Genomic DNA, 19,862 nt, shown 5'->3' on the forward strand with positions numbered 1-19,862 from the left:
CGGGGTCGATGGTGGACGAGAGCTTGCACTTCGCGACCGGCGACACGAACGGGGTGCGCATGCCCGCCTGCCCACGCGGGCTTCGGCAGGACCCGCAGACATTCCTGACCCAGGCGTTCCGAGCTTATGGCGTGCTCCCGGCAACGGGCGAGGTGCTCGCAGTGGAGCACATCCACGATGTAACGGGCGGCAACTCGGGCCAGAAACTGCAGTTCGACGTCATCTATCGGGATGCACCCGAAGGCCTGCCAACACGACTCTTCGCCAAGTTCTCGCGCGACTTCGACGATGCTTTTCGCGATCGCCGCCGCGACGAGCTCGATGGCGAGATCCGGCTCGCCGCGCTGTCGCGCCTGCCCGCTTTCCCGGTCGCGGTGCCGCGACCGGTGTTCGGCGACTTCGAGCGCGCTAGCGGCACCGGCCTGCTCATCACCGAGCGCATCGCCTTTGGTGAAGGCGCGATCGAGCCGCTGTGGCCCAAGTGCTTGGACCACCTGATGCCCGATCCGCTGGCGCACTACCGCGCCCTGGTTTCTGCGCAGGCCCGGCTGGCGGCGTCCTACCACGCCGGCGAGTTGTCGCCGCAAGTGGAGGCGCTGTTCCCCTTCGATCTGGCCCAAGCGCAGGCGGACCTGCCGGTCAGCTACGATGCCGCCGCCCTCCAAGCGAAAGTCGCTGCCTGGCTCGACTTCATCGCCGTGCACCCGCAGCTCTTTCCCGAAGCGCTGCAGGCGGCCGAATGGCGCGAACGCTTCGTGAGCGAGGCCATGGCGATCCACGCCGCGCAAGCGCAGATCCGCCGCTTCCTCTACGCCGACCCACGTCTGGTGGCGCTGTGCCACTGGAATGCGAATGTCGACAACGCCTGGTTCTGGCGCGAGGCGGATCGTAGCCTCGCCTGCGGACTGCTCGACTGGGGCATGGTGCGGCCGATGAACGTTGCCGTCGGGCTGTGGGGTGGCCTCTCAGCAGGCACGACGCAGTTCGTGACCCGCGAGCTGGACGGCCTGCTCGCGCACTACTGCAACGAATTGGCAAGCCACGGTGGCCCGCGGGTGACAGTCGAGGAGCTCGGCCTGCACTTCGACCTGGCGCTGGCGCTGGTTGGGCTGTCGCTGATGATGGACTTGCCCGAGATGGCGGCTGCACGCCTGCCGCAGATCGGCAATGCCAGGGGGCCACTCGACCCCCTGATCGCCGCCGACAAGGTGGTGCAAGGCTTCCTGCTGGTCTCGACCAACTTCCTCAGCCTGTGGGAGCAGCGCCGGTTCGGTCGCAACCTGGCGCTCGCCGGCTGAGCGTCAGCGAAAGCCCAGGCTGCGCGAGATCGCCGCGGCCTCATCCTGAACCAAGCGGGCGAGTTCGACGAGCCGGCCCTGCGCCCGCGCACTCGGCGCCGCGATGACCAGCGCACCCACCACAGCGCCTGCGGCATCGCGGATCACTGCCGCAGTGCCGGTCACGCCTTCGGCCGCCTGGTCGACGGTCTGCGCGAAACCGGCTTGGCGCGCGGCCTCGATTTCGCTGGTCAGCTCGCGCAAGCCGGTGGCCGTGTTCGCGGTCAGACGCTCGGGCCGCACCCGCTTGAGGTAGTTTGCCACCGCTTCGGGCGAGCAGGTTGCCAGCAGCGCCCTGCCCCCAGCGGTGGCGTAGAGCGGCCGGCGATCGCCCGCAGCCACGGCGTAGCGCACGGCGTGGCGGCTTTCGACCAGGTCCACGTACGTCAGCTGGTCGCCATCGCTGTCACCCACGGCGAGCAGCACCGTCTCGGACGCGCGCGCGGCCAGGCGGCGCATGCCGTCGCGGATCAGGTCCGATGATTGCAGCCGCCGTCGCGCCTCGCTGATCGCGCTCGCGAGGCCGAAGGCGCCGGAGCCGAGCCGCCAGGCGCCATCCGCCGGCACCACGAACTCCTCCTCCGCCAACCCGCGCAGCAAGGCGGCCAGGCTGCTCTTGGGCGTGTCGAGCCGTCGGCTGAGATCGGCGAGCGACAGCGGCGCCGCACTGGCGCACAACACTTCGAGCAGGCGGATGACCCGCGTCACCGACTGCGGCGAGGCGGCGCGGCGATCTTCGGGGGGCGAGGCCAAGTCTTCGGTCACGCACCGCGCATAGGCGAGGACGGCGCTTGTCGGAAGGTCTGTTGGAATTGCGTCAAGCGCGAGCGCAACTGGCGAGCTTCGACAGGCTCAGCCCTTGCGGTGTTGTGCTCGGCGCGGTGTCAAGCCCAGCTCAGCTCATGTCCATCGCATAGCCCGCCGCGCGGACGGTACGGATCGGGTCGACGTCCTGCGCGCGGTTGATCGCCTTGCGCAGGCGGCGGATGTGCACGTCCACCGTGCGCTCGTCGATGTCGGAGTCCATGCCCCATACCCCGTCGAGGATCTGCTGGCGCGAGAGCACGCGGTTGGGTCGCTCCATGAAGTAACGCAGCATCTTGAACTCGGTGGGGCCAAGATGCAGCGCCTCGCCGTCACGCCGCACGCGGTGCGAGGTGGGGTCGAGCTCGATATCGCCAAACACCAGGCTGTCGCCGGCCAGCGAAGGCCGCGCGCGGCGCAGCAGCGCTTCCACCCGCGCCATCAGCTCGCGCGGGGAGAACGGCTTGGTGACGTAGTCGTCCGCACCGGTCTTGAGGCCGCGGATGCGGTCCTCTTCTTCACCGCGCGCGGTCAGCATGACGATGGGGATCTTCGCCGTCTCGCGATCCTTGCGCAGCTGGCGGCAGACCTCGATGCCGGGCACCTGCTCGATCATCCAGTCGAGGATGATGGCGTCGGGCATCTGCTCGCGCACCATCAGCAGCGCTTCCTCGCCATCGCCGGTGGAGCGCACGTCGTAGCCCTCGGCCGAGAGATTCCAGCTGAGCAGTTCGCACAGCGCGCGGTCGTCTTCGACGACGAGGACGGACGGGTTCATGCGTTTTCACCCTTGGTGTCGCGCTCGGAGCAGTATTCGCCCGTCGCCGCGTAGTAGACCATCTCGGCGACGTTGGTCGCATGATCGCCGATGCGTTCCAGATTGCGCGCCACGAACAGCAGCTGCGCGGCGCTGGTGATCGTCGCCGGGTTTTCCATCATGTGCGTCAGCAGCGAGCGGAACAGCGTGTTGTAGAACTGGTCCAGCTTCTCGTCGCGGCGGATCACCTCGACCGCCAGGATCGCATCGCGCGAGCCGTAGGCGTTGAGCACGTCGCGCACCATGCCCTGCGCGATGTCGGCCATGGCGGGCACCAACGTCAGCGGCTCGACCTTGCTGCGCCCTTCCATGTCGTCGATGCGCTTGGCGATGTTCTTGGCATAGTCGCCGATGCGCTCGAGCACGCCCGAGATCTTCAGCGCGGCGATGACGTCGCGCAAATCGTCGGCCATCGGCGCGCGCAAGGCGATCGTGCGCACGGCCAGACGATCGACCTCGGCCTCCAGAGCGTCCAACCGCGCGTCGGCGGTGACGACTTGGCGGGCGAGATCCTCGTCATGGCGGACGAGGGCATCGATGGAGTCACGGATCGCCACTTCGGCGAGTCCGCCCATTTCGGCGATGAGGCCGCGCAGCTGGCTGATCTCGCTGTCGAAGCTTTTGACGGTATGGTCGACCATGGCAGTTCCCCTCAGCCGTACCGGCCGGTGATGTAGTCTTTGGTCCGCTCCTCGCGCGGATTGGTGAAGATCTGGTCGGTGTCCCCGTACTCGACCATCTTGCCGAGATGGAAGAAGGCCGTCTTCTGCGAGACGCGCGCCGCCTGCTGCATCGAGTGGGTGACGATGACGATCGCGTACCGATCCTTCAGGTCCTCGATCAGTTCCTCGATCCGCGCAGTGGCGATCGGGTCGAGCGCGGAGCACGGCTCGTCCATCAGGATCACTTCGGGGCTGACGGCGATGGCGCGGGCGATGCACAGGCGCTGCTGCTGGCCGCCCGAAAGCGCGGTGCCGGCGTCCGTCAGCCGATCCTTGACCTCGTTCCACAGGCCTGCGCGGGTCAGCGCCTTCTCGACAATGCCGTCCATGTCGGCCTTGGCTTGCGCCAGGCCGTGGATGCGCGGACCGTAGGCGACATTCTCGTAGATCGACTTGGGGAATGGATTGGGCTTCTGGAAGACCATGCCGACCCGCGCGCGCAGGGCGACGGGGTCCATGTAACGGTCGTAGATGTTCTCGCCGTCGAGCAGGATTTCGCCTTCGACGCGCGCGCCGGCGATGGTGTCGTTCATGCGGTTCAGGGTGCGCAGGAAGGTCGATTTGCCGCAGCCCGAGGGGCCGATGAAGGCGGTGACGACGCCGTTGCCGATGTCGATCGAGACATCGTCGATCGCCTTCTTCTCGCCGTAGAAGACGTCGACGTTCCGAGCGGTGAGTTTGGGTTCAGTCATATCCTACCAGCGGACTTCGAACTTGTTGCGGAGGTAAATGGCGAGGCCATTCATGGCGAGCAGGAACACCAGCAGCACGATGATCGCCGCGCTGGTGTTCTGGACGAAGCCCTTGTCGATCTCGTCGGACCACAGGAAGATCTGCATCGGCAGCACGCTGGAGGGATCGTTGATTCCGCTGGCCGGCGTGGCGACGAAGGCGCGCATGCCGATCATCAGCAGCGGCGCGGTCTCGCCCAGCGCACGCGCCATGCCGATAATCGTGCCGGTGAGGATGCCCGGCAGCGCCAGAGGCAGGACATGGTGGAACACCACCTGCACCGGTGACGCGCCCACGCCCATCGCCGCGGTGCGGATCGACGGCGGCACCGCCTTGATCGCATTGCGGCCGGAGATGACGATCACCGGCATCGTCATCAGCGCCAGCGTCAGCCCGCCCACCAATGGCGAGGAGCGCGGCATGCCCAGCGTGTTGATGAACACCGCCAGGCCGAGCAGGCCGAAGATGATCGAGGGCACCGCGGCCAGGTTGTTGATCGAGACTTCGACCCAGTCGACCCAGCGATTGCGCGGCGCGAACTCCTCCAGGTAGATCGCCGCCAGCACGCCCATCGGGAACGAGAGGACGAGCGTCACCACCATAGTCAGGAACGAGCCCTTGGCCGCGCCCCATACGCCGGCCGAGGCAGCGTCGGTCGCGTCCGAGCCGGACAGGAACGCCCAGTCGAGGCCGCCCAGCCCATTCTTGAGCATAATGAACAGCAGCACCGCCAGGAACAGCAGAGAGAGGACGATGGCGCCCAGGCCCAGCGCCTTGAACCGGCGTTCGGCGGCGTTGCGGCGCGCGATACGGCGCGCCATGTCGGGGTTCTTCCAGGTGTTACTCATAAGCCTCCCGGAAGCGCTTCACCACCCGCAGGGCGATGATGTTGAGGATCAGCGTGACGACGAATAGCACCAGCCCGAGTGCGAACGCGGAAAGCGTCTTGGGGCTGTTGAATTCCTGGTCGCCCGTAAGGAGCTGGACGATCTGGTAGGTCACCGTCGTCATGGACTCGAGCGGGTTGAGCGACAGCCGCGCCGCGGCACCTGCGGCCATGACCACGATCATGGTCTCGCCGATCGCGCGGCTGACCGCCAGCATCACGCCCGCGACGATGCCGGGCAGCGCGGCGGGGAGCAGCACTTTCTTGATCGTCTCGGACTTGGTCGCGCCCATCGCCAAGGAGCCATCGGCCATGGCGCGCGGCACGGCGGCGATCGCGTCGTCGGCCATGGAGGAGACGAAGGGAATGATCATCACGCCCATGACGAGCCCTGCGGCGAGCGCGCTTTCGGTCGAGGGGTTCTGCGCGCCGAGCGAGGCTGCCAAGTCGCGGATGAACGGCGCCACGGTCAGGGCGGCGAAGTAGCCGTAGACCACCGTGGGGATGCCCGCGAGGATCTCGAGCACGGGTTTGAGCACCTTGCGGGCGCGCGCGTCGGCGTATTGCGTCAGGTAGACCGCGCTCATCAGGCCGAGCGGAATGGCGACGATCATGGCGATGATCGCGCCGATGAAGATCGTGCCCCAGAACAGCGGCACCGCGCCGAAGTTGGCGTTAAGATCGTCGCCCACCGCGTTGGCGGGCGCCCAGTGCAGGCCGGTCAGGAAGGCGATCGGCGAGACGTCGCGGAAGAACAGTCCAGCCTCGAACACCAGCGAGCCAACGATGCCCAGCGTCGTCAGGATCGCCAACAGCGAGGCGGCGAGCAGCGCCAGCATGACCACGCGCTCGACGCGCGTCCTTGCCGGGAAGCCGCCGCGCACGCGGGTCCAAGCGTAGCCGCCGCCCGCCAGTGCGGCGAGCACCATCAGCACCGTGCCGATCAGCCCGAAGCGAGCCTGCGCCGCGCGCATCGGCGCGGCAATCGTCGGCGACTGGTCGTAGAAGCCGATGAACGCGGGGTCGGCGGCGATGCCGCGTGCCTCGGAGAGAATGGCGGCGCGCTGCACCGGGTCGCTCGGGATATGTGCAGCGGCGGGCGAGCCCAACACCACGCCGTCGACGAAGTGTGGCGAGATCGCCGACCACAGGCCCCAGACCAGCAGCGCCGGCAGCACGATCCACAACGCTACGTGCCAGCCATGGTAGACCGGCATCGAGTGCATGGACTCGCGGCCCGTGTACAGCAGCCGGGCCCGCGCCCGCGCCGTGAACCAGCCGATCAGGCCCAGCGCAAACGCGGCAAGGAGCACCGCGCCGGTCACTTGAGGTCCGCCGGGTTCAGAAGAGTCATGTTGGCGACGATCTCGGCGCTCTTACGGCGCACGTCTTCGGGCGCGATGACCATGCCCTTCTTCTTGAGGATGCCGTCGGGTCCCCAGGTCTTGGGCCACTCGGCGATATAGGCCGCCATGCCCTTGATCGGACGCAGGTGCGCCTTCTTGGCGTATATGTAGAGCGGGCGGGCGCCGGGATAGGAAAAGTCGGAGATCGTCTGGTAGGTCGGCGCGATGCCGGACATCGGGATGCCCTTCAGGCTGTCGGGGTTCTCCTCGATGAAGGAATAACCGAACACGCCGATCGCGCGCGGGTTCTGGCTGATCTTCTGGACGATCAGGTTGTCGTTCTCGCCCGCATCGACATAGCCCCCGTCCTCGCGCACCTGGGTGCAGATCGCCTTGTACTTCTTCTCGTCGGTGTCCTTCAGCGCCTTCATCGTCGGGTCGGTCTTGCAGCCAGCTTCAAGGATCAGCTCGGCCAGCGCATCGCGCGTGCCCGAGGTCGAGGGCGGGCCGTAGACCAGGATCGGCATGTCGGGCAGCGCCGGATTGACCTGCCGCCACGAGCTGTACCCGTTAGGCTTGCCGAAGGGCTTGGCGGCGATCGCCTTGTAGACATCCAGCGGGGTCAGCTTCATGCCCGGCCCGCGGACGGACTCGCCAAAGGCGATGCCGTCAATTCCGACCTGGACCTCGATGATGTCCTTTACGCCGTTCTTGGCGCAAGTCTCGTACTCAGACTTCTTAATCCGGCGCGAGGCGTTCTCGATGTCGGGGTGCGCGTAGCCAAGCCCTGCGCAGAACAGCTTCATGCCCGCGCCGGTGCCGGTCGATTCGATCACGGGCGACTTGAAGCCGCTGCGCGCGAACTGCTCGGCGACAGCGGTCGCAAAGGGGTAAACGGTCGAAGAACCCACGGCGCGGATGTAATCGCGCGAGCCCGCAGCGCCGCCCGAGCCGCAACCCGCGAGGGCCAGCGCGCCCGCGGTGAAAGCGGCGACTCTGAGCATGCGAAACATCGTTGACCCCTTGAGCGACCGCTCTGGCGTGCTCCTATGCTTTGCACATTACACTTTCGTGACGATGGTGTGACCAGGGGTTTGTGCAGGCCTCTCAGGCGTCACCCAAGCCAGCCCTCCACCGTCATGCTGAACTTGTTTCAGCATCCATTTGGCAGTCGTACGTTGCCGTATGACTTTCGCGCCAAGTGCCGGCCCCACTACTACGCAAAAAGGGCTGCGGCGACTCAGTGCACTGGTCTTGCGGCAAGATGGACCCTGAAACGAGTTCAGGGTGACGAGGCGCTGTGGCTAGGAGCCCAGGCCGCGAACCCACGTCAATCCTGCCGCAACGGCAGCATCATCGAGGCCGTCGTGCCCGACCCCGGCCGGCTGGCGATGTCGAAGCGTCCGCGATGCCGCTCGACGATATGCTTGACGATCGACAGTCCCAGCCCGGTACCGCCGGCCGCGCGGCTGCGGCTCGTGTCGGCGCGGTAGAAGCGCTCGGTCAGGCGCGGCAGGTGTTCGGGCGAGATGCCGTCGCCATCGTCGTGCACCGCGACCAGCAGCCAACCGGTCGGCGTCGCCTCCAGCGAGACCCGGACCGGGCTCTCCTTGCGCCCGTACTTCAGCGCATTGTCGATCAGGTTGCGCACCACTTGCGCCAGTTGCCCGCGATCACCCGAGACCACCGCCGCTTCGCAGTTGGCGCTCACCGCCACGCTGCCACCCGCGCGAAACTCGCCCGCGACCTCACGGGCCAACGCGACCATGTCGATCCGCTCGCCCGGCACTTCATGCTTCACCGCCTCGATCCGCGACAGCGACATGAGGTCTGACACCAGCGCCTGCATGCGCAGCGCCTCATGCCGGATGGTGTTGAGGAACCGCTCGCGCGTCGTCTCGTCGCCGCCAGCCTTCGGGTTCATCAGCGTCTCGACATATCCGAGCACCGTCGCCAGCGGCGTGCGCAGTTCGTGGCTGGCGTTGGCGACGAAGTCGGCGTGCGCGCGCGCGGTGCTGACCTGGACCGACAGGTCGTACAGCGTCACCAGCCGTTCGGCCGGGCCGACCACCTTGCAGTCGATCTCCCAGACGCTGCCACCGACCGAGAGCCCGCCGATCTTGGCATTGCCGCCGCCCTCGCCCAGGATCACTGCCACCGCGCGCGGATCGCGGATGGCGATGCGCACGTCCTGGTTGACGATGTGCGCGCCCAGCAAGGTCTTCGCCGCAGTGTTGGCGAACGAGACCTGCCCCCGTGCGACGACGATCGCCGGGGTCTGGATATGCTCGAGCAGGTGAACGCCTTCGACGGCCATGCGGGAACCCATTAGCGCGGCGTTGCACGCGTGCAAGACAATGGAATGACTGGCCGCGTTTCGCTGGTGCCGCTGGGCCCAGGCTCGATCCGCGCCGGGCTTGTCTCACGCTGTCTCACACCTATAACCGGACACTCTAGGGCGGCCCGGCGAGTGGCTGCATCCGCACCGACCAAGGAGCATCTCCCCCGCATGACCGGTTTCACCGCGGACCGCCTTTTGCTGTTCGGCGCCACAGGCGATCTGTCGAAGCGCATGCTGCTTCCCTCGCTCTGCGCGTTGGATGCCGAGGGCCTGCTCGATCCGCGCATCCGCATCATCGGCACCGCTCGCCACGAGTACGACGACCAGGGCTTCCGCAATTTCGCGCGCGAGGCGCTGGAGCAGTTCCTCCCCGCCGATCGGCGCGGCGGCATGGCGACGTTCCTCAACCGCCTCAGCTACCAGCCGCTCGACGCCTCCAAGACCGACGGCTTCGACGCACTGGCGGCCAAGGTCGGCGAACCGGCTGAGGGCCTGGCGATCTTTCTTTCGACCGCACCCAGCCTGTTCGAGCCCACGATCCGCGGGCTTCAGGCCAGCGGCCTTGCCGGCGAGAATGTGCGCATCGGCCTGGAGAAGCCGCTCGGCACCGATCTCGCCTCCAGCCGCGTGATCAACGATGCGGTGGCGAGCGCCTTTCCAGAGGAGCGAATTTTCCGCATCGACCATTACCTCGGCAAGGAGACGGTGCAGAACTTGCTGGCGCTGCGCTTCGCCAACGCGCTGTTCGAACCGCTGTGGAATGCGGCGCACATCGACCACGTGCAGATCACCGTCGCCGAGACGGTCGGGCTGGAATCGCGCGTCGCCTACTACGACGACAGTGGCGCACTGCGCGACATGGTGCAGAACCACATGCTGCAGCTCCTCGCGCTGGTCGCGATGGAGCCGCCGGTGCGCTACGAAGCCACCGAGGTGCGCGACGAGAAGGTGAAGGTCCTGCGCTCACTGCGGCCAGTGGCGCAAGACGACGTGGTCACCGGCCAGTACCGCTCGGGCGCGATCGCCGGCAAGGCGGTGCCCGGCTACGACGAGGAACTGGGGAAGGACTCCGCCACCGAAACCTTCGTTGCGGCCAAGGCCCACATCGACAACTGGCGCTGGAAGGGCGTGCCCTTCTACCTTCGGACGGGCAAGCGCCTGCCGCGCCGCACCACCGAGATCATCGTCCAGTTCAAGCCGATCCCGCACTCGATCTTCTCGGGCCGCGGCGCGAAGACGGTGGCCAACCGCCTTGTCATCGGCATCCAGCCCAGCGAGGATATCCAGCTCACTTTGATGGCCAAGGTCCCGGGCCTCGACCGCGACGGGCTGCGGCTGCGCCCTGTGCCGCTCGACATCGCCATGGCCGGCGCCTTCTCCGGCCCGCAGCGGCGGATCGCCTACGAACGCCTGCTGCTCGACCTCATCGAAGGCGACCAGACGCTGTTCGTCCGGCGCGACGAAGTGGAGGCTCAGTGGGACTGGATCGACAAGATCCGCAGCTTGTGGGGGGAACAGGGACAGGAGCCCAGGACTTATACCGCCGGAAGCTGGGGCCCCTCGGCCGCGATCGCGCTCGCCGAGCGCAACGGGGTCACGTGGCACGAGTGATGCGCGCTAAGGGGCGCAGGGTTGAGGATGCCGCTGGGCCGAGCACATTTTTCGAGAACTCGGAACACGAGCGAGAACCATGACTGATCTATCCCCCGCCGTCGCCCGTGTGACCGAGCGCATCGTGGCTCGATCGCGGGCAAGCCGCGCCCGCTACCTTGATCTCGTCACGCGCGAAGGCGAGCAGTTTTCCGATCGCGGGTTCCTGTCCTGCTCGAACCTGGCGCATGGCTTCGCCGCCGCGGGCGAGGACAAGGCGAGCATCATGACGCAGCGCGGGCCGAACATCGGCATCGTCACGGCCTACAACGACATGCTTTCGGCGCATCAGCCCTATGGCCGCTATCCCGAACAGATGAAGCTGTTCGCGCGCGAAGTCGGCGCCACCGCGCAAGTCGCGGGCGGCGTGCCGGCGATGTGCGACGGGGTGACGCAAGGGTTCGCGGGCATGGAGCTGTCGCTGTTCAGCCGCGACGCCATCGCGCTCGGCACGGCGGTGGCGCTCAGCCATGCGATGTTCGACGGCATGGCCTTGCTCGGCATATGCGACAAGATCGTGCCTGGTCTGGTCATCGGCGCCTTGCGCTTCGGGCACTTGCCGGCGGTGTTCGTGCCGGCCGGCCCGATGCCCAGCGGCATCAGCAACAAGGAAAAGCAGAAGACCCGCCAGCTCTACGCCGAGGGCAAGGTCGGCCGGCCCGAGCTGCTCGCAAGCGAAAGCGGCAGCTACCACTCGCCGGGCACCTGCACTTTCTTCGGCACTGCGAACTCCAACCAAATGATGATGGAGATGATGGGTCTGCACGTGCCGGGCGCCGCTTTCATCAACCCCGGCACACCGCTGCGCCAGGCGCTGACGCGTGCGGCCGTCCACCGCCTCGCCGCGATCGACCGCAAGAGCAACAATTTCCGCCCCCTGGCGCGCGTTGTCGACGAGAAGGCGATCGTCAACGCCTGCGTCGGGCTGCTGGCGACCGGCGGCTCGACCAACCACGCGATCCACTTGCCGGCAATGGCGCGCGCGGCGGGCATCCTGCTCGACTGGGAGGACCTAGACGAGCTCTCGGCCGCGGTGCCGCTGATCGCCCGGGTCTATCCCAACGGCTCGGGCGACGTGAACCACTTCCAGGCAGCCGGCGGCATGGCCTATGTCATCCGCGAACTGCTCGGCGCTGGCCTCGCCCATGCCGACGTGCTGACCATCGCTGAGGGTGGCATGGCCGATTACGCCCGCGAGCCGCAGCTTGAGGACGAGGCGCTGGTCTGGCGCGATATACCAGCCGAGAGCCGTGACGAGACCATGCTGCGCCCGGTCGCCAACCCGTTCCTGCCCGACGGCGGCATGCGCCTCGTCCAGGGCAACCTGGGCCGCGCGACCTTCAAGACCAGCGCCGTCGATGCCGCGCGTTGGACGATCGAAGCGCCCTGCCGCGTGTTCGACACACAGGAGGCGGTGGCGCATGCCTTCGCCGCCGGCGAGCTAGACCGCGATGTGGTGGTGGTGGTCCGCTACCAAGGCCCGCGCGCTAACGGCATGCCCGAGCTGCACAAGCTGACGCCGCCGCTTGGCGTGCTGCAGGACCGCGGCTACAAGGTGGCGCTGGTCACCGACGGGCGCATGTCGGGCGCGAGCGGCAAAGTGCCTGCCGCCATCCACGTGACCCCCGAGGCTCTGGCCAAGGACGGCGTCTGGGGTGCCCTCGCCTACTTGCGCGACGGCGACATGGTGCGGCTCTGCGGCCATAGCGGCACGCTGAGCACAACCGCCGACTTCACCGACCGCGAACCTGCGCCGCCGCCACCGCCCGAGATCGGCATGGGCCGCGAACTCTTCGCCATGTTCCGCGCCGGTGCCAGCGGCGCCGAGCAAGGGGCTTCGGCCATGCTGGAGTTTGCGGGGCTTTGACGATCAAACATCCGTCCGTGTGGAGCGTGCTTCGGAGAGCCAAATGACTGACATCGTCTCCGTTGACATCGGCGGCACCCATGCCCGCTTCGCCATTGCCTCGGTCGCTCCGAACGGCGCGATCACGCTGGGCGAGCCCGACACGCTGCACACCAAGGACTATGCCAGCTTCCAAACCGCGTGGGAGGCGTTCCGCGACCAGCACGGCGGCACCCTGCCCCGCGCGATCGCGATGTCGATCGCCGGGCCGGTCGGCGGCGAGGTGATCCGCTTCACCAACAACCCCTGGATCATCCGCCCTGCGCTGGTGCCCGAGAAGCTGCACGTCGACCGCTTCACCATCGTCAACGACTTCGCCGCCGTCGCCCACGCCGTCGCCCGCGCAGACGAGGCTCATCTGGAGCACCTCGCCGGGCCGGTCGCGCCGCTGCCGCAGACCGGCGCCCTCACTGTGGTCGGGCCGGGGACAGGTCTGGGCGTCGCCATCCTGCTGCGCGAGAGCGACCGCTATATGGTCCAGGCAACCGAGGGCGGCCACATCGACTTTGCGCCCAAGGACACGATCGAGGACGCGATCCTAGCGCACTTGCGCCAACAGCACCCGCGCGTGTCCGTCGAGCGCGTCGTCTCCGGCCCTGCCATCGTCGACATCTACCGCGCGCTGGCCGCAATGGAGCGTCGCGCCGTCACCGAACACAGCGATGTCGAGCTTTGGACTGCCGGCACCGATGGATCGGACAGCCTCGCCGCCGCCGCGGTCGACCGCTTCTGCATGGCGCTGGGGAGCGCCGCGGGCGATTACGCGCTCGCCCATGGCGCGGTCGGCGTCGTGGTGGCCGGTGGGCTTGGCTATCGCATCCGCGACACGCTGGTCGCCTCCGCCTTTGCCGAGCGGTTCGCCGCCAAGGGCCGCTTCGCGCACCTGATGGCGAGCCTGCCCGTCAAGCTCATCACCCACCCCCAGCCGGGCCTGTTCGGCGCCGCTGCCGCCTTCGCCAGGGAGCACCTGTCTTGACCGACAACACCGCCACTGCCAGCCCGGTCGCCAGCCAAGTCGAACGCGTCATGACGCTCGCGCCCGTCATCCCCGTGCTGGTGATCGAAGACATCGACCACGCGCTGCCGATCGCCGAGGCGCTGGTCGCGGGCGGACTGCCGGCGCTGGAAGTGACCCTGCGCACGCCCTGCGCGATCGACGCGATCAAGGCGATGAAGCAAGTGCCCGGCGCAGTGGTCGGCGCCGGCACCGTCCTGACGCCCGACGACCTGCATCGCTCGCTGGACGCCGGGGCGGAGTTCATCGTCTCGCCCGGGCTCACGCCCAAGCTCGGCGAGGCTGCGGTAAGAAGCGGCGTGCCGTTTCTGCCCGGCACAGCCAACAGCGGCGACATCATGCTCGCGCTCGAGTTTGGGCTCTCACGACTGAAGTTCTTCCCCGCCGCTGCATCGGGCGGCACTTCGGCGCTCAAGGCGATCGCGGGCCCCTTCGCCCAGGTCCGCTTCTGCCCCACCGGCGGGATCACGCAGGAAACCGCGCCCGAGTGGCTCGCACTGCCCAGCGTCCTGTGCGTCGGCGGCAGCTGGATGGTGCCCAAAGGAGCGCCCGAACAGGCGGAGATCGAGCGTCGCGCTCGCGCCGCGGCGGGGCTCGCTCGCTGATGGTCGCGCTCACCGTCGCCGATCTGGACGCCCGCCTTGCCGACCTGCACAAGCAGACTGCGGAAAACCCGCAGTTCAACCCGGTCTTCCAGCTCTCACTCGAACTGTCTCGCCAGCTGGAAAGTGGCGCGCTGAACCTCGATCAGGTCGACGCGCTCGTCTCGGAACTCGAATGCGAAGGCCTGCGCGTGCGCGCTGCGCGGCTCGACCGCATTGCCGGCCCCATCGCGCTCGACGCCAACGATGCGGCGATCGACCGGCTCGCGGGCGAGGATGATTTTACTGCGTTCGCCGCTCACTGGTCCCGCCCGGCCGCGCATGTGGTATTCACCGCACACCCGACCTTTCTGCTGAGCCGGGATCAGTCGGAGGCGGTGCGCACCAGCGCTTCCAACGGTGATTTCAGCGAAGCCAGCGTCTGCGTCGCTGCGCCCACCCGCGACACGATCACCCTCGACTACGAGCACGAGGAGGCGATGGCCGCGCTCACCCGCGGCCAGGCCGCGCGCGATCGGATCAACGCGCGCCTCTTCGCCACCGCGGCCCAACGCTGGCCCAAGAAGTGGCGCAGCCTGCAGCCGCTGCCGTTCCGCTTCGCCACCTGGGTCGGCTACGACATGGACGGGCGAACCGACATCTCGTGGTCGACCTCGATCCGCTATCGCCTGCAGGAAAAGGCGCTGCGCCTGGCGAGTTACGCCGCATCGCTGAAGCAGGCCCTGCCCTCGCTCGCCGAGCGGCTGGAGCGGGCTCGGACGCATACCGAGGCCATGTCGGAGCGCTTCGCCGCCGACTTGTCCGAGCCGGACGACCTATCCGAAGCCGCGAACGCGCTCACCGCCGATCACGCTGACAAGCTGATCTCGCTCGCGCCGATCATCGCCGAGCTGGAGGAAGAGGCGCGGCACGCCGAAACCGATGTCGCACGCGAGCTGCTGGTCGTTGCCGCGGCCATGCGCGCGGACGGCCTCGGCATGGGCTGGATCCACTTTCGCGTGAACAGCAGCCAGCTGCAGAACGCGATCCGCCAGCGCATCGACCCCGAAGGCACCCTGAACCTGGCCAGCCAGGCCGCGCTGGTGCGGATGCGCGAGCTGCTAGCCGAGGTGAAACCGCTCAAGTCCAACTTCGCGGCGCTGGCGATCGAGAACAGCACTGCGGTCCGCCAGTTCCTGGCGATGGCGCAGATCCTGGGCCACATCGATGCGGACTCGCCAATCCGCATGCTCGTTGCCGAGTGCGAGCAGCCGACCACGGTTCTGGCGGCGCTCTACTATGCTGAGATGTTCGGGGTGGCCGACAAAGTCGACGTCTCGCCCCTGTTCGAGACCGAGACCGCGCTGGAGCATGGCGGCCGCTTCCTCGACGCGGTGCTCGCCGAACCCGCTTACCGTGCCTATGCGCGCAAGCGCGGGCGGGTGGCGGTGCAGACCGGCTTCTCCGACGCCGGCCGCTTCGTGGGCCAGATTCCCGCCGCTCTCGCCATCGAGCGACTGCAGGGCCGCCTGGCCGAGGCGATGGTCGCCAATGGGCTGACCGACGTCTCGGCGCTGGTGTTCAACACCGGCGGCGAATCGATGGGCCGCGGCTGTCATCCCAGCAGCATGGAGGACCGGCTCCACTGGCAGATGTCGCCCTGGGCGCGCCGGCGGTTCCTGCGCGCGAACATCCGGCTTGAACCCGAAGTCAGCTTCCAGGGCGGCGACGGCTACTTGTGGTTCGGCTCTGAGGAGCTGGCCTTTGCCACCCTCACCCGCCTGACCGAGCAGCCCTTGTGGCAAGCCGACGTGAGCCAGCCGGCCGACCCGTTCTACCGCCGCACCGACCTCAGCCTCGACTTCTACCGCGCCATCCGCGACACCCAGCACGCGCACCTAGAGAGCCGCACCTACAGCCGCGCGATCACCGCCTTCGGACTCGGCCTGCTGAACGATACGGGCAGCCGCAAGGCGCGCCGCCAGTCCGACCTCGCCGCCGACCGCACCATGAGCTTGCGGCAGATCCGCGCGATCCCGCACAACGCGATCCTCCAGCAGCTCGGCTACCCAGTGAATGTGATCGCCGGCGTCGGCAGCGCGGCGGAGGGCAACGGCGAAGAGATCGCCGCCTTGCTGCGTGACAGCGAGCGCGGCCGGGCGCTGATCCGGCTGGTGCGCGCGGCCAATGCGCTTGCCTCAATCAAGACGGTGGCCGCGTTCGGCGAGCTGTTCAACTCCGCCTATTGGTCGACGCGGCCTTACCGCGGCGACGAGCAGCATATCGCCGATGGTTGCTTACGTATCGCCGAGTACCTCACCAAGGATGACCGCGCCGGTGTCTATCGCCGCCTCGCTTCGCGGCTGCGCGTGGATGCGGTGAAGCTCTACCGCCTGGTGGCGATGATCCCCGACGATGCCCCCCGACCGGAACGCGAGACCACCCGGCGCAACATCGGCGCGCTGCAGGCGCTGCGCCTGGCGCTGTTCCAGCACATGTTCCTGCGCACGGTCATGGTCCCGCAGTTCAGCCGCGCGAACGACATCAGCCACGAGGACGTGCTGGAGATGTTCTTCACCCTGCGCGTCGAGGATGGCCTCGCTCAGTTGCGCCGCGCCTTTCCCGTGCGCCTCGCCTCGATCGAGAACTTCACGGTCGACGAGCCCAGCGAATACCCGGACGAAAGCGCCACCGGCTACGCCCAAATCCACCGTGACTTCATCGAGCCGATTGCCCGCTCCTACGCACTGTCGCTGAGGATCGGCACTGCCATCGCCAATGAGTTCGGCGCCCACGGCTGAGCTCCTTACTCGTCATTCCCGCGAAGGCGGGGGTGACGAAGATAATTGTGCAACGGAGAAACGCATGCTGACCGTCCACCATCTGCAGCAATCGCAGTCCGAACGCATTGTCTGGCTCTGCGAGGAGCTGGAGCTCGACTATGCGCTGAAGCTCTACCAGCGGCGCGCCGACAACCGCCTGGCGCCTGACGAATACAAGGCCCTGCACCCGATGGGCATCGCGCCGGTCATCACCGACGGCGACCTGGTGCTGGGCGAGAGCGGGGCGATCTGCGACTACATCGTCGCGCGCCATGGCAACGGCAAGCTGGCCCCCGCACCCGATCACCCCGACTTCGCCGACCACTTGTTCTGGTTCCATTGGGCCAATGGCACCTTCATGGCGACGGGCATGATGCAGCTGGTGCTCGCGATCACCGGCGGCAGCGGCAAGGTCGCCTTCGCCGATGACCGCGACCGTCGCGGCTGGGAGATGATCGAGGCGCGACTGGGCGAAGCGCCATTCTTCGGAGGGTCGGAATTGACGACGGCCGACATCATGATGGGCTATGCCCTGACCACCGGGCGCGCCATGCGGCAAACCCCGATCGACGGGCTGCCGAACTTGCAAGCCTACCTGCAGCGCATCGGCGAGCGGCCGGCGTACCAGCGGGCCATGGCGAAGGCCGAGCCTGGCGTCACGCCGAACCTGGCTTGAGATCGCGCGCCGCCATCTCGAATTGACGTGATAAGACTTCAGCACTTCTTCACCGATTCGAGTGGATAGAAGGCTCGTGAACGGACGTATCCTCATCGCCCTCGCCGTGACGGGCCTGTTTGCCATTACCGGCGTGCTGTGGCTGGCGACAAGCGGCCTGCGCTCCTCCGCGCCGATCGGCCGGCCGCTTGCAACCGCGAGTGCCTCGGCCAGTCCCGCGGCCGGGCCGCCCGCCAGGCTCGCCGACGCTGCGGCTGCTGCCAAGCCCTCACCCGCTCCCTCGCAAGCCGTCGACCAGACCTTCGTGATCAAGCGCATCCTGCCGATCAGGGGCGCGATCAAGTACGGCGAGTGGCATTGGGACGAAAGCGGTGTGCCGGCCGGCCCCATCGTCATCACCGTCGACCTCGACGCCCGCGTGCTGTCGATCTTCCGCAGCGGCTACGAGATCGGCGCCGCCGCGGTGCTGCTCGGGACCGAGGACAAGCCCACTCCGCTCGGCGTCTTCCCGATCACCGAGAAGGACCGCAGCCACATTTCCAACCTCTATGACGCACCGATGCCCTACATGATGCGCCTCACCAACGACGGCATCACCCTGCACGGCTCCAAGGTCGAATGGGGCTACGCCAGCCACGGCTGCGTCGGCATGCCCGAAGCCTTCGCGGCGAAGGTCTTCGCGGCGAGCAAGGTGGGAGACCGGGTGTTCATCACGCGGGGCAAGACGGTGGGCATGGGGGATTCGCTGGTCTCGTCTTGAGCCTTGCCTGCGCCTGGCCCCTCGAAGTGACGCGATAATTTTGATACTGGCACTTGCCGCCGCTGCGCCTCAATACCGCATGCCGCCTACACCTCCGGCTCCTGCGAGCCGGGGTGCGGCTCTCGAGCGTGAACTCGAAAGCCTTGCAAAGCGTCTGCGCATGCAGTGCTTGTCGGAAAAGGCGGTCTCCATGCTCGTCGACGACGCGCGTCACACCCGCACAACTGTCGACCCGTCCATGGCTATAAACCAGGCCACTCGCCAGGAGGTAGCTGATGCGGCCTACAGTACGAACTTCGATATCGGTCGGATGGTCGCGGCACTTCGAGCCAAGGCGCAGTATCAGGCTGATGCCGCCCTTCGTAGTTCAGAGAGCAGCATCGCTAGATTGAAGCGTTTGCCGAAGGCAGACCAAGTCCGCTACGCGCGCTACATTTCTGGCGTGGAACCGACGTATCCGCCCGAACCCTGCAAAGATTGACGCCTTCCGCCTAACCCCTCTTCGGCACCGCTTTGCGCATCGGCGCCTTGGCGAAGCTCCAGCCGCCGGCGTTTGGGCGGACGACCAAGGCGCCGATAGAGGCTGGCTCCCCCACCACCAGCGCGTCGAACAGGCGGGCCACGGCGCTGCCTCTTGCCGGCGTGTCCAATTCCTCGACGATGCGAGCCACCACGCGCAGGGCAATCGCGCGCGGGGCCATCGGGCGGTAGGTCAGGCCGAACGGGTCGCGCTTGACGCGAGCATTGTACTCCAACTCGGCGGACCAGCTGAGCGCGGCATCGGCGTCGGCGAGATGCGCGGCGCTTTGCGCTACGGCCGCGACGTCGAGCCAGTCGGCGCCGGCCATCGCCTTGCGCAGTCGGGCGCGGTCGAAGCGATCGTCGGCGTTGCTGGGGTCGTCGGCGGAGGTGACGCCGGCCTCAGTGACCACGCTCGCAAGTTCCACGCGGCGCCAGCCGAGCAGTGGGCGCACCAGCCCGATCGGCATGTCGAGCAGCCGTCCGCGTGGTCTCACCCCAGCTAAGCCTGCCACGCCGCTCGCGCGGTTGAGGCGCATGATCAGCGTCTCGGCCTGGTCGTCGGCGTGGTGCGCGGTGGCGACGGCGATAAGGCCGAGCTCCTGCGCCCAGGTACCCAGCGCGGCATAACGCGCTTGGCGGGCCGCGCCCTGCACGTTGCCCGCCTCGACGGTGACCGGCAGCGTCGCGTGCGGCACCTCGAGGCGAGCGCACAAGGCGGCCACGTCAGCGGCCTCCTGCGCATTCTCGGCTCTCAGGCCATGGTCGACGGTCGCCGCTTCGATCCGCCCCGGCAGCACCGAGGCCGCTAGCAGGAGCAGCGCCGTGCTGTCCGGACCGCCTGAGACTGCCAGCCCCAGACGCGGAGCCGACACGTCATCGAGCTCAGGCCAGACCGCGCGCAGAGCCGCCTCGAAGCGCGCCGACAAGTCCGTCGGCACGCTCAGG

General features: G+C 67.6%; 18 protein-coding genes. 9 read left to right on the top strand and 9 right to left on the bottom strand.

The features are described from left to right. Positions 1-8: 8 nt before the first annotated feature. Positions 9-1,298, top strand: a complete 1,290-nt coding sequence (locus GV044_RS12675) for a hypothetical protein (protein WP_236554905.1) — start codon at positions 9-11, stop codon at positions 1,296-1,298. Positions 1,299-1,301: 3 nt separating this feature from the next. Here the strand turns inward: GV044_RS12675 and GV044_RS12680 are convergent, their stop codons facing one another. The 8 genes from GV044_RS12680 to GV044_RS12715 form a co-directional block, all read right to left on the bottom strand. After that, the gene (locus GV044_RS12680) at positions 1,302-2,102 is read right to left on the bottom strand and encodes an IclR family transcriptional regulator (protein WP_236554906.1); all 801 of its coding nucleotides are present in this window, start codon (positions 2,100-2,102) and stop codon (positions 1,302-1,304) included. Between the two features lie 130 nt (positions 2,103-2,232). Further along, positions 2,233-2,919, bottom strand: coding sequence for a phosphate regulon transcriptional regulator PhoB (phoB, locus tag GV044_RS12685; protein ID WP_159870275.1), 687 nt, complete (start codon positions 2,917-2,919; stop codon positions 2,233-2,235). After that, positions 2,916-3,599, bottom strand: coding sequence for a phosphate signaling complex protein PhoU (phoU, locus tag GV044_RS12690; RefSeq protein WP_159870278.1), 684 nt, complete (start codon positions 3,597-3,599; stop codon positions 2,916-2,918). Before phoU ends, phoB begins: the two co-directional genes overlap by 4 nt. A gap of 11 nt (positions 3,600-3,610) precedes the next feature. Beyond that, the gene (pstB, locus tag GV044_RS12695) at positions 3,611-4,372 is read right to left on the bottom strand and encodes a phosphate ABC transporter ATP-binding protein PstB (protein ID WP_159870281.1); all 762 of its coding nucleotides are present in this window, start codon (positions 4,370-4,372) and stop codon (positions 3,611-3,613) included. A 3-nt stretch (positions 4,373-4,375) separates the two neighbouring features. Continuing rightward, on the bottom strand, positions 4,376-5,260 hold the full coding sequence (pstA, locus tag GV044_RS12700; RefSeq protein WP_159870284.1) for a phosphate ABC transporter permease PstA: 885 nt from the start codon (positions 5,258-5,260) through the stop codon (positions 4,376-4,378). Then, on the bottom strand, positions 5,253-6,623 hold the full coding sequence (gene pstC / locus GV044_RS12705; protein WP_159870287.1) for a phosphate ABC transporter permease subunit PstC: 1,371 nt from the start codon (positions 6,621-6,623) through the stop codon (positions 5,253-5,255). The genes pstA and pstC overlap by 8 nt, the downstream gene beginning before the upstream one ends. Then, on the bottom strand, positions 6,620-7,648 hold the full coding sequence (locus tag GV044_RS12710) for a substrate-binding domain-containing protein (RefSeq protein WP_201299094.1): 1,029 nt from the start codon (positions 7,646-7,648) through the stop codon (positions 6,620-6,622). Before GV044_RS12710 ends, pstC begins: the two co-directional genes overlap by 4 nt. A 326-nt stretch (positions 7,649-7,974) precedes the next feature. Further along, complete coding sequence (locus GV044_RS12715; protein WP_159870293.1) at positions 7,975-8,961, bottom strand: cell wall metabolism sensor histidine kinase WalK; 987 nt, start codon at positions 8,959-8,961, stop codon at positions 7,975-7,977. A gap of 192 nt (positions 8,962-9,153) precedes the next feature. Between GV044_RS12715 and zwf the strand changes: the two genes are divergently transcribed. From zwf to GV044_RS12755, 8 genes are all read left to right on the top strand, one after another. Beyond that, a complete protein-coding gene (gene zwf, locus GV044_RS12720) occupies positions 9,154-10,596 on the top strand; it encodes a glucose-6-phosphate dehydrogenase (RefSeq protein ID WP_159870296.1) in 1,443 nt (480 codons plus the stop codon). A 79-nt stretch (positions 10,597-10,675) separates the two neighbouring features. Next, the gene (gene edd, locus GV044_RS12725; RefSeq protein WP_159870299.1) at positions 10,676-12,502 is read left to right on the top strand and encodes a phosphogluconate dehydratase; all 1,827 of its coding nucleotides are present in this window, start codon (positions 10,676-10,678) and stop codon (positions 12,500-12,502) included. Positions 12,503-12,545: 43 nt separating this feature from the next. Then, positions 12,546-13,517, top strand: a complete 972-nt coding sequence (glk, locus tag GV044_RS12730; protein ID WP_159870302.1) for a glucokinase — start codon at positions 12,546-12,548, stop codon at positions 13,515-13,517. Beyond that, positions 13,514-14,161, top strand: coding sequence for a bifunctional 4-hydroxy-2-oxoglutarate aldolase/2-dehydro-3-deoxy-phosphogluconate aldolase (gene eda / locus GV044_RS12735; protein ID WP_256377259.1), 648 nt, complete (start codon positions 13,514-13,516; stop codon positions 14,159-14,161). The genes glk and eda overlap by 4 nt, the downstream gene beginning before the upstream one ends. Then, entirely contained in the window at positions 14,161-16,938 is a 2,778-nt protein-coding gene (locus GV044_RS12740) for a phosphoenolpyruvate carboxylase (protein ID WP_159870305.1), read from the top strand. Before eda ends, GV044_RS12740 begins: the two co-directional genes overlap by 1 nt. Positions 16,939-17,002: 64 nt before the next feature. Next, positions 17,003-17,635: a glutathione S-transferase family protein gene (locus tag GV044_RS12745; RefSeq protein ID WP_159870308.1), complete on the top strand. Its 633-nt coding sequence runs from the start codon at positions 17,003-17,005 to the stop codon at positions 17,633-17,635. 76 nt (positions 17,636-17,711) lie between these two features. Further along, a complete protein-coding gene (locus GV044_RS12750; protein ID WP_236554907.1) occupies positions 17,712-18,395 on the top strand; it encodes a L,D-transpeptidase family protein in 684 nt (227 codons plus the stop codon). A gap of 190 nt (positions 18,396-18,585) precedes the next feature. After that, positions 18,586-18,876, top strand: coding sequence for a hypothetical protein (locus tag GV044_RS12755; RefSeq protein WP_159870311.1), 291 nt, complete (start codon positions 18,586-18,588; stop codon positions 18,874-18,876). A gap of 10 nt (positions 18,877-18,886) precedes the next feature. Here GV044_RS12755 and tilS read toward each other — a convergent pair whose 3' ends face one another. Continuing rightward, on the bottom strand, positions 18,887-19,855 hold the full coding sequence (tilS, locus tag GV044_RS12760) for a tRNA lysidine(34) synthetase TilS (RefSeq protein WP_236554908.1): 969 nt from the start codon (positions 19,853-19,855) through the stop codon (positions 18,887-18,889). Positions 19,856-19,862: the final 7 nt, after the last annotated feature.

It is taken from the genome of Novosphingobium sp. 9U (assembly GCF_902506425.1).
Taxonomy (GTDB): Bacteria; Pseudomonadota; Alphaproteobacteria; order Sphingomonadales; family Sphingomonadaceae; genus Novosphingobium.